Source organism: Corallococcus sp. AB049A (assembly GCF_003668885.1).
Taxonomy (GTDB): Bacteria; Myxococcota; Myxococcia; order Myxococcales; family Myxococcaceae; genus Corallococcus; species Corallococcus interemptor.
Window position 1 is genome coordinate 1 of sequence record NZ_RAWL01000346.1, and the last position, 9,363, is coordinate 9,363.

Annotated in this window: 9 protein-coding genes; 5 read left to right on the forward strand and 4 right to left on the reverse strand. The window is 69.8% G+C overall.

The window, feature by feature from the left end; genetic code table 11:
• Positions 1-149: 149 nt before the first annotated feature.
• The 3 genes from D7X55_RS29255 to uvsE form a co-directional block, all read right to left on the reverse strand.
• Positions 150-353 carry a cold-shock protein gene (locus D7X55_RS29255; RefSeq protein WP_014397260.1) on the reverse strand — a complete coding sequence of 68 codons (204 nt, stop codon included), beginning with the start codon at positions 351-353 and terminating at the stop codon, positions 150-152.
• 120 nt (positions 354-473) lie between these two features.
• Positions 474-2,333, reverse strand: a complete 1,860-nt coding sequence (locus D7X55_RS29260) for a M2 family metallopeptidase (RefSeq protein ID WP_121724786.1) — start codon at positions 2,331-2,333, stop codon at positions 474-476.
• A gap of 45 nt (positions 2,334-2,378) precedes the next feature.
• The gene (gene uvsE, locus D7X55_RS29265; protein WP_233610139.1) at positions 2,379-3,314 is read right to left on the reverse strand and encodes a UV DNA damage repair endonuclease UvsE; all 936 of its coding nucleotides are present in this window, start codon (positions 3,312-3,314) and stop codon (positions 2,379-2,381) included.
• A 118-nt stretch (positions 3,315-3,432) separates the two neighbouring features.
• On the opposite strand from uvsE, the gene D7X55_RS29270 reads away from it, so the two are divergent.
• From D7X55_RS29270 to D7X55_RS29285, 5 genes are all read left to right on the forward strand, one after another.
• Positions 3,433-4,533, forward strand: coding sequence for a DHH family phosphoesterase (locus D7X55_RS29270; protein ID WP_121724784.1), 1,101 nt, complete (start codon positions 3,433-3,435; stop codon positions 4,531-4,533).
• An 18-nt stretch (positions 4,534-4,551) separates the two neighbouring features.
• Positions 4,552-5,094 (forward strand): DUF3105 domain-containing protein, encoded by a 543-nt coding sequence (locus D7X55_RS29275; protein ID WP_233610140.1) that lies wholly within the window; start codon positions 4,552-4,554, stop codon positions 5,092-5,094.
• Between the two features lie 182 nt (positions 5,095-5,276).
• The gene (locus tag D7X55_RS43570; RefSeq protein ID WP_158616157.1) at positions 5,277-5,441 is read left to right on the forward strand and encodes a hypothetical protein; all 165 of its coding nucleotides are present in this window, start codon (positions 5,277-5,279) and stop codon (positions 5,439-5,441) included.
• Positions 5,442-5,545: 104 nt separating this feature from the next.
• Positions 5,546-7,411: a hypothetical protein gene (locus D7X55_RS29280; protein WP_120547035.1), complete on the forward strand. Its 1,866-nt coding sequence runs from the start codon at positions 5,546-5,548 to the stop codon at positions 7,409-7,411.
• Positions 7,412-7,479: 68 nt separating this feature from the next.
• Positions 7,480-8,607, forward strand: coding sequence for a heparan-alpha-glucosaminide N-acetyltransferase domain-containing protein (locus D7X55_RS29285; protein ID WP_121724785.1), 1,128 nt, complete (start codon positions 7,480-7,482; stop codon positions 8,605-8,607).
• On the opposite strand, the gene D7X55_RS29290 is transcribed toward D7X55_RS29285, so the two are convergent.
• Entirely contained in the window at positions 8,564-9,055 is a 492-nt protein-coding gene (locus D7X55_RS29290) for a VOC family protein (protein WP_120547037.1), read from the reverse strand. The genes D7X55_RS29285 and D7X55_RS29290 overlap by 44 nt on opposite strands.
• Between the last annotated feature and the right edge of the window lie 308 nt (positions 9,056-9,363).

Genomic DNA, 9,363 nt, shown 5'->3' on the forward strand with positions numbered 1-9,363 from the left:
CCGTGGAGGAGGACGTGCTGGCGCACCCGAGGGCGGCCACCAGGGGGAGGATGCGCAGGCGCAAGGCGGACATGCAGGCTCCGGAAAATACAGAAGGCCCGACCCGGAGAGAGTCGGACCTTCTTGGGTGAATCAGGAAACGGTCAGGCTCAGGCGGCGCGAACGTTCTGCGCCTGCAGGCCCTTGGGGCCCTTGGTGACTTCGAACTCCACCTTCTGGCCCTCGGCCAGGGTGCGGAAGCCGTCCATGTTGATGGCGGTGTGGTGGCAGAACACGTCCTCGCCGCCGCCATCCTGCGTGATGAAGCCGAAGCCCTTCGCGTCGTTGAACCACTTCACGGTACCAGTCGCCATTTGCTGTTCTTCTTTCATCGCGGACAGGAAGAGTCGCCGTCCGGTCCTACAGAGTTCAACCCTACAAGACGGGCGATAGCCTAAGCGCCCGCCCCGGGCGAAGTCCACTCCCTGGTCACCTCACCAGCCGCACTTCTGGCCCTTGTTCTGCTCCTGCAGCCAGCGGCGCAGCGGCGCGAAGTACTCCAGCATGGGCGTGGCATCCATCTGGCGGGTGCCCGTCATGGCGGACAGCGCGTCCGGCCACGGCTTGCTCGCGCCCAGCTCCAGCATGGCCTGCAGGCGCTGACCGGCGGCCTTGTTGCCGTAGATGGAGCACTCGTTGAGGGGGCCCTTGATGCCAGCGGCCTCGCACAGCGCCTTGTGGAACTGGAACTGGAGGATCCGCGCGAGGAAGTAGCGCGTGTACGGCACGTTGGCGGGCACGTGGTACTTGGCGCCCGCGTCGAAGTCCTGCTCCGTGCGCGCCACCGGCGCCGCGATGCCCTGGTACTTCGTGCGCATCGCCCACCAGCTCTTGTTGTAGTCCGCCGGCTTCACCTTCCCGCTGAACACGTCCCAGCGCCACTGGTCCACCAGCAGGCCGAAGGGCAGGAAGGCCACCTTCTCCAGCGCGTCCTTCAGCTGCAGGTTGATGACGTTCTTCTCGTTCTTCTCCACCGCGCCCAGCAGGCCCGCCTGCTGGAGGTAGGCCGGGGTGATGGAGAGCGTGAGCGCGTCACCGATGGCCTCGTGGAAGCCGTCGTTGGCGCCGGCCTGATAGAGGACCGGGAGCTTGTAGTAGTACGTGTAGTAGTAGTCGTGGCCCAGCTCGTGGTGGATGGTGACCAGGTCCTCCTCGGTGGGCTTGATGCACATCTTGATGCGCAGGTCGTTGTCGTACGTCACGTCCCACGCGGACGCGTGGCAGACGACGTCGCGGTCGCGCGGCTTGGTGAACTGCGAGCGCTCCCAGAAGGTCTGCGGCAGCGGCTTGAGGCCCAGCGAGGTGAAGAACTTCTCACCCAGCTTCACCATCTTCTGCGCGTCGTAGCCCTGCTTCACCAGGGCGCTGTCCACGTCCAGGCTGGCCTGGCCGGGGAACGGCTCCACCAGCGGGTAGATGTTGTTCCACTCCTGCGCCCACATGTTGCCCAGCAGGTGCGCGGGGATGGGCTTGCCGGCGGGCACCGCGGCCTCGCCGTACTGCTTCGCGAGCCGGCCGCGCACGTAGCAGTGCAGCTCGTCATACATCGGCTTGACCTGGCCCCAGAGGCGCTGCGCCTCCTTCTCGAACTCGGCCGGGGTCATGTCGTAGGACGACCGCCACAGCGTGCCCAGGTCGTTGAAGCCGATGTCCTGCGCGCCCGCGTTGGAGAGGTTCACCAGCTGCGTGTAGAGCGGGCGCATGGGGCGGCTGATGGCGTGCCAGCCCGTCCACGCGTCGAGCAGCGCGTTCGCGTCACGGCTCTCCGCCATGACGTCGGACAGCTCCTCCAGGTCGCGGCACTTCCCCTTGCCGTCCTTGCCACAGTACTTGCCCTTGCCGTAGAGGCCCTCCAGCTTCGCGGCGGTGGCGGCCAGCTCCGAGCGCTGCCTGGCGTCCGCCGGGGCGGGCAGCGTCTGGGACACGCGCAACAGGTGCAGCATGCGCGCGGTGTCCGCGTCCAGCTTCAGCCCGTCGAAGCGGCGCGAGTCCTTGATGGCGTTGTTGACGTAGGCCATCACCTCTTCGTTGACGGAGGCGGCGTTCCGCTCCGTGTCGTCGGTGATGTACGTGCTCTTGATCCACTCGGCGGTGGCCTGGCGGGTCCAGAGCTGCTTGAGGTCCGCGTTGAGCTTTTCAGCGAACTGCTTCGCCTCCGCGGGCGTGACCTTCGCGGCCGGAGCGGGCGTGGCCTTCGCGGCCGGGGCGGGCGTCGTCTGCGCGCTGGCGGCGGGCGCCGCGAGCGACAGGGCGGCCAGGGCCGCGCGAATCAAGGACTGGGGAGTGCGGGTCATGGGCGCGGACACTATGGGAAGTGCCCTGCCCTCGCACCCGCGAAGTCACGGCGCCCGCGCGCCCTGCCCTTTGTGTGGACGCTGAGACATCGCGTCCCGACGCAGTGCGAAAACCGCGCGGTCCTTCTCCTTCGCCTCCAGCATGAAATCCGCGGGCCCATCCAGCGCGGCCACCATTGCCCGGAAGTCCACCGGTTCGATGAGGTCCGAGTGCGCGCCGGGCCGCCCGCCCGCCTTCTGTGACGCCAGGTGGAATTTGGGACGAAGGTCCAGTGCGCGCCAGGTGGCGGAGGCCTCGCGCACCAGCTCCTCCACGGACATGGGCGGATCCGAGGGCAAGACAGCATTGTGCAGGTTGTCCCCCACCATGGGCACGCCGTGCTCGCGGGCCAGGGGCAGCACCTCGCGCGCGGTCCAGACCTTGTCGTCGTGCTCAATCGTGAGCCGCTGACGCAGGTCCTCCGGCATCGTGTCCAGCATCCGGTGCGCGGCGTCCAGCGCCTCCGGGCGGCTGGGGGCGGCGCCGCCCACGTGGATGACGACGCGGCATTCGGGGCCGGCCTCCAGGAGGTCCAGCACGCGCGCGCTGTAGCGCAGCTCCGCGATGGCGGCGTCGCGCACGCGCTCGTGTCGCGAGGACAGCGACGCGCCAGCCGGAGAGGGATGCAGGGACAGCCGCTGCTGGGACTGGCGCGCGATGCGGGCCAGCGTGGCGAAGGTGCTCGCGAAGGTCTTCCACCACGGCAGCGTGTTCACCGGGTGTGAGCCGAACGGGATGAGCGACGACCCGATGCGGAAGACATGGATGGCGTGCTCCGCGTTGAAGCGCAGGATCTGCTCCAGCTCCTCCAGGTTCTGCGCGGCGAGCGCTTCCAGTCGCTGCGGCGTCGCGGTGGCGAGACGGCAGGTGTGGCTGGCGCTCACGCCCAGCGTCAGGGATTGGGCCACGTAGCCCAGGCGGTAGCTTGAAGGGCCTTCCATGCCAGGAAAGGTCACCACGCTCCGCCCGCACGACCTGGACGGTGGGCCCGTACGGAGGGCAACCAGCCACGACGAGCGCGCCCTGCCGTGCCGCTACAGGCAGTGACAGCTTTCCTTCATGCTTCTGGGACACACCAAGGACGCGCACTGGCCGGCGCCAGAGGCCGCGATGGACCAGGCGCGCGAGTTCCTGGAGGCCTGCCGGGACAAGCACGTCCTGGTGGTACCGCACACGGACGTGGACGGGCTCACCTCCGGAGTGCTGATGCTCCGGGCGCTCCAGTCCCTGGGGGCCCGGCCGACGGCGCGCCTGCCCGGCAAGGGAGAGGACGTCCACCAACCGGGCTTCTTGCAGCGGCTGGGCGCGTCCTCCGCGGAGGCGCTGGTGGTGCTGGACATGGGCAGCCGCGCGGAGCCGCTGCTGCCCGGGGTGCCCACGCTGGTGGTGGACCATCATGCGTCGGACGTGTTTCCACCCGGCGCGCAGGTGCTCACGGCGTATGGCCATGAGCCCGTGGCGAACACGAGCCTGCTCACGTACGTGCTGACATCGTCGTTCACCGTGCCCGGTCCGCTGGAGTGGCTGGCGGTGCTGGGCACGGTGGCGGACCTGGGCGCGGACGCGCCGATGCCGTTCCTCAAGGACGCGCTGCGGCGGGCGAAGCGTTCCTCCGTCACGGAGGCCGTGGCGCTGATCAACGCGGCCCGCCGCTCCAGCCGGTTCGCGGCGCCGCTGGCGATGCAGGTGCTCCTGCGCGCGGGCAGCGCCACGGACATCGCGGAGGGGCGCGTGCCCGGCGTGGACGCGCTGCGCGACTGCCGCCTGGAGGTGCAGCGCGAGGTGGCGCGGTGCGCGAAGACGCCGCCGCGCTTCGCGGGAAACCTGGCGCTGCTGCTGTTCAGCTCCGAGGCGCAGGTGCACCCGCTGGTGGCCATGCGCTGGGTGCAGCGGCTGCCGGACCACATCGTCGTCGCCGCCAACACGGGCTACCTGCCCGGCCGCGTGAACTTCGTGCTGCGAAGCCGCGCGCCGGTGGACCTGCTCGCGCTGCTGCGGGGGCTGGATTTGCCGCCCATGGGAGGCTCGTACGCGCACGGCCACTCGCGCGCCACGGGCGGCAGCCTGCCTCCCGAGGACTTCCTGCGGCTGATGGACGCGCTGGGCTTCCATGGGCTGAGCGGCCGGGACGTGGAGCGGCGCGGCGTCGCGCCGGGATGATGCGATATGACGGAGGGGATGCCTCGCGCCCTCTCCGCCCTCCTCTTCTCGCTGTGCCTCGCCTGCGGTTCGACGAAAGACGATCCGCCCAACCCCGGTGGCGAAGCCTGTGAGCGGTATGACTTTCCGCTTTCGGACACGTCGTCCGCCGCGCACGTGAGTTCGTGCAGCAGCACCGGGTGCGGCAATGGAGAGAACCCGCCCAACTCCGGCCTGCATTGCCCCACGTGGCTGTCGTGCCGCAGCTACCCCACGGAGCAGCCGCGCTGTTCGTGGATCCACAACCTGGAGCATGGCCACGCGGTGTTCCTCTACAACTGCCCGGAGGGCTGCGCCGACGACGTCGCGAAGCTGGAGGCCGCGATGGCGACGGCCGCGGTGGGCAGCAACGGCGTGCGCCGCGCGCTCGTCGCGCCGGACTCGCAGCTGCCCAAGCGCTTCGCCGCGCTGCTGTGGCGCCGCACGTACCTGATGGATTCCGTGGATCCGGACGCGCTCACGTGTCTGCTCGCGTTGCAGGACGTGGACGCGAATGAGCCGGGCCTCGTCTGCCCTCCGTGAAGCCATGACGTTCGCGGAGTAGAACGCGGGCACGCGAGTCATCCACCCTGGCAGGGTGTTACGCGTCGCCCGACCTTGCGCGCGCGGAGTCGCGTCCCTTCAATCCGCGCCACCCTTGTTTCATCCTGCTGCCGTGTCTCGCACGGCGGCATGGCCCCCTTTCGTCGGGGTGGCGTGTCGACATGCCCCACACCGTCGACGCCCCCGTGTCCCGTCTGGAGGTGCTGCCCGTGCCCGGCAACCATCAGACAATGATTGAACCGCCGCACGTCGAGACCCCGGCGCGGCACCTGACCACATGCCTGCGGCGCATCGAGGACGCAGCGCCCGAGAGCTCGGTCGCATAGCGGCCCAGGGAGCCACCGGTCGCATGACCGGGTACTGGACGGTCAAGAGGGCTTAGCGGCCAATACCGGAAGGACTGGAGGCGCCTGAGCGTACTAGCGCCCCCATGACGACCAACACCATTCGACGCGCCTTCGCTGCGCTGCTGACGCTGACGTGTCTCGGGGCGATGTCCGCCCCGGCCGCCACGGGTGTGCAAGGGCCCGTGCCCCCGGCCTTCCAGAACCGCCTGATGGTGGGCCTCTTCGAGGAGGCCGGCCAGAACTGGATGCGCGACAGCAACGTCCCCTGGGACGCGCGCTATCGCTATTTCACCAAGGGCTGGGCGGACAACTGGGGCTACGGCGCCCGCGACGGCAGCTGGGCAGCCAGCTTCTTCACGGAGACGAAGGCGCTGGGCTACGTGCCCGTCGTCACCTACTACCAGCTCTTCGGTGAGCCGGGCGGCGGCGAGCAGGAGACGCTCGCGAAGCTGAAGAACGCCAGCACCATGCGCAGCTACTTCGAGGACGTGAAGCTGCTCCTCCAGCGCGCGAAGACCTTCGGCGGCCCGGTCATCCTCCACGTGGAGCCGGACGCGGTCGGCTTCATGCAGTTCCAGACGGCCTCCAACCCCAACGCCCCCGCGGCCATCGCGTCCTCGGGCATGCCGGAGCTGGCGGGCCTGCCCAACACCGTCGCCGGATGGAGCCTGGCGTTCCTCCAGCTGCGCAAGGCCGTGGGCGCGAACAATGTCGTGCTGGGCCTGCACATCTCCGCGTGGGCCAGCGGCAAGGACATCGCGTTCAACTCGCTGACGGATCCGCTGCAGCCGGAGGTGGACAAGGTCGTCAACTTCCTCAAGCCGCTGGGCCTGGCCACCAACGTCACCGGCGCCACCTACGACGTGCTGGTGGGCGACCCGCTGGACCGCGACGCGGACTTCTACCGGCTCACGCAGGGCGCGGACCACCTCTGGGACATGAGCGATTCTGCGTCCCTCACGTCGCGCTCGTACAACCGCTACGCGGAGTGGCTGCGCCTGTGGAACCAGACCACCGGCAAGCGCTGGATGCTGTGGCAGATCCCCCTGGGCAACTCCAACCACCTCAACATCAACAACGGCGGCGGCCCGCGCCAGGGCTACAAGGACAACCGCACCGAGTACTTCTTCGGCGCGAGCGGTGACGCGCACCGGCGCAAGTTCGCCAACGTGGGCGTCATCGCCCTGCTGTACGGCGCGGGCGCGGGCGGCCAGAGCTCCTACCAGAACGACCAGGGCACCGACGGCCAGCCGTACCTGAAGCAGCGCGCGAGCACGTTCCTCAACGCGGGCGGACTCATCCTGCCCGCGGCCGGCACCACCCTCCCGCCCCCGGGCGGCGGCGGATCCACCGACGGTGGCACCGTGGACGCGGGCACCCCTCCGGTCGACGGGGGCACTGGCACCGATGGCGGCACGCGCCCGGATGGTGGCACCGACGGCGGCACGCGTCCGGACGCCGGCACCGACGGCGGCACCGGCACCTCCGACGCGGGCACCCCGGCGGATCCGTCCAAGTACGGCTTCGAGTCCGGCACGCAGGGCTTCAGCGCCGCCGGCGCCGCGCTGTCGGCCGTGAGCACCAGCACGGCGCAGGCCTACGCGGGCATCCGTTCGCTTGCCGTGCCCTTCAACGGCACGTCCGGCAAGGGCACCGTGGCCGTGGCCAACGCGGCCGTGCCGTCCGCCAGGACGGTGACGTTCCGGCTGTGGCTGCCCTCTGGCAGCAAGATCACCGGCGTGCAGCCCTACACGATTGAAGGCGCCTCCGCGAACTGGCGCTGGACGGGCAGCTGGATCCCGGTGGGCAACCTCAAGGCGGGCGCGTGGAACGCCATCACCGTGAAGCTGCCCTCCGGCTCCACCTCCCCGCTGTACCAGCTGGGCGTGGAGTTCCAGACGACGGGCACGTGGAAGGGCACGGTCTACCTCGACGGAGTCAGCTGGTAGTCCAAGCAGTTTCCGGTCTCGCGGGCGCGTGCAACCGTCCGCGGGACCGGCGTAGGGTAGCGGCGCCCGTGAGTCCCCCGCCCAACGCCGCCCCCATCTCCCGCGAGCGCGTGCGCGCCATCGACTGGCTGCGCGGCCTCTCCGTCCTCGTGATGATCCAGACCCACGCGCTGGTGCTGCTCACCCCCGAGCTGCGCAAGAGCGTGTGGACCGGACGCCTGCTCAAGGTGGACGGACTGGTGGCCCCCGCGTTCATCTTCTCCGCCGGGTTCGCGCTGGCGCTGCTCATGGTGCGCAGCGCCGCCGCGGGCGTGCTGCACGAGCGCGTGCCCCGCAACCTCCGCCGTATCGCGGAGGTGTTCGCCGTCGCCGCGCTCGTCAACGCCGTGTGGTTCCCCATCCGCACCCAGCCCGTGTGGCTCCTGCGTCTGGACATCCTCCACTGCGTGGGGCTGTGCCTGCTGATCACCCTGCCCATCGCCGCGCTGCTGGCCTCACGTCCGCGAGTCCTCGCGGGCACCGCCTTCGTCCTGGCGATGGTGGCGTTCGCCCTGGCCCCCTTCAGCGACAACGCGGGCGAGCCCTGGGCGTCCTTCCTGCGCAAGTCCAACTGGGCCCCCTTCCCGCTGGTGCCGTGGGTGGGCTTCGCGTGGCTGGGCGCCTTCGCGGGCTGCATCGCGGGCGCGTGGGGCCGCAAGGGCCTGGCCCGCGCCCTGGGCTTCCTCATCGCGCTGGGGCTTCTGGGCACGCTGCTGCCGGGCGCGCTCAACAACCTCTACCCGCCGCACCGCTTCTTCGTCACCAACCCGTCCAACTCCGCCACCCGCTTCATGTGGGTCTGCGCGGTGCTGCGGGTGATGCTGTGGGTGGAGGGCCGGATGGCGCCGGACGCGAAGCCGTCCCGCGCGCGGCGCTTCCTGGAGGTGTTCGGCACCTCGTCGCTGTCCGCGTACTTCTTCCACGAGATGCTGCTGTACTACCGCGTCTTCGGCGTCTTCTCGTTCCAGAAGCTGTGGGGCGACTCCAGCGGGTGGCTGAAGTTCACGGGCCTGCTCGCGCTGCTCATCGCGTGCACGTATGTGCTGTGCCTCGCGTGGGATCCGGTGGAGCGCGCGGTGAAGAAGGGCTTCGCGCGCGCCAGCCAGTGGCTGCTCAGTGCGGCGCGCTGGCCGCGGCCTGCTCGAAGGCGCGGATGATCTCCGGCGGGGCCTGCACCAGTTCGATGAGGACGCCCTCGCCGCTCAGCGGGAACTGATCGCTGGCCTTCGGGTGGATGAAGCACACGTCGAAGCCCGCCGCGCCCTTGCGGATGCCGCCGGGCGTGAAGCGCATGCCCTGCCCCTCCAGCCACTTGACGGCCACCGCCAGGTCGTCCACCCACAGCCCCACGTGGTTGAGCGCCGGGTCGTGCACCTTGGGGCGGCCGTCGGGGTTGACGGGCTGCATCAAGTCCACCTCCACCTTGAAGGGGCCCGCGCCCGCCACGACGATGTCCTCGTCCACGTTCTCTTTTTCGCTGCGGTAGGTGCCGTGGGCCGTCAGGCCCAGCGTGTCCACCCACAGCTTGCGCAGGGCGCCCTTGTCGAGGCCCCCGATGGCGATCTGCTGGATGCCCAGAATCCGGAACGGTCGTGTCGTCTCCATGGGCGGGGACCGTCGCAAAAGGGGTCCCCCCGCGCAAGCGCGGCCCACGCGCGGACCCGGGAAAAATTCACCGGATAAACCCATTCCGGAGGTCACCCGTTTCCAGGGGCACGCTGACTTCCTCCCGTCGTCCCGGAGCCGCCATGTCCCCGTTCTTCTCGAAGCGCCGCGTGTCCTTCGTCAGTGGTGCCCTCCTGTGTGCAAGCCTCGTGAGCGCCTGCTCCATGCGGGAGCCCGTGCAGAGCGCGGCCCGTGAGGAGCTGCGGCCCCAGGCCGTGGCCATCACCGAGTCCGCCCCCTCCAAGGAC

Coding starts and splice junctions, on each gene's coding strand:
- D7X55_RS29280 (WP_120547035.1), top strand. CDS start 5,546: ATGACGACCAACACCATTCGACGCGCCTTCGCTGCGCTGCTGACGCTG.
- D7X55_RS29275 (WP_233610140.1), top strand. CDS start 4,552: ATGCCTCGCGCCCTCTCCGCCCTCCTCTTCTCGCTGTGCCTCGCCTGC.
- D7X55_RS29270 (WP_121724784.1), top strand. CDS start 3,433: ATGCTTCTGGGACACACCAAGGACGCGCACTGGCCGGCGCCAGAGGCC.
- D7X55_RS29290 (WP_120547037.1), bottom strand. CDS start 9,055: ATGGAGACGACACGACCGTTCCGGATTCTGGGCATCCAGCAGATCGCC.
- D7X55_RS29260 (WP_121724786.1), bottom strand. CDS start 2,333: ATGACCCGCACTCCCCAGTCCTTGATTCGCGCGGCCCTGGCCGCCCTG.
- uvsE (WP_233610139.1), bottom strand. CDS start 3,314: ATGGAAGGCCCTTCAAGCTACCGCCTGGGCTACGTGGCCCAATCCCTG.
- D7X55_RS43570 (WP_158616157.1), top strand. CDS start 5,277: ATGCCCCACACCGTCGACGCCCCCGTGTCCCGTCTGGAGGTGCTGCCC.
- D7X55_RS29255 (WP_014397260.1), bottom strand. CDS start 353: ATGGCGACTGGTACCGTGAAGTGGTTCAACGACGCGAAGGGCTTCGGC.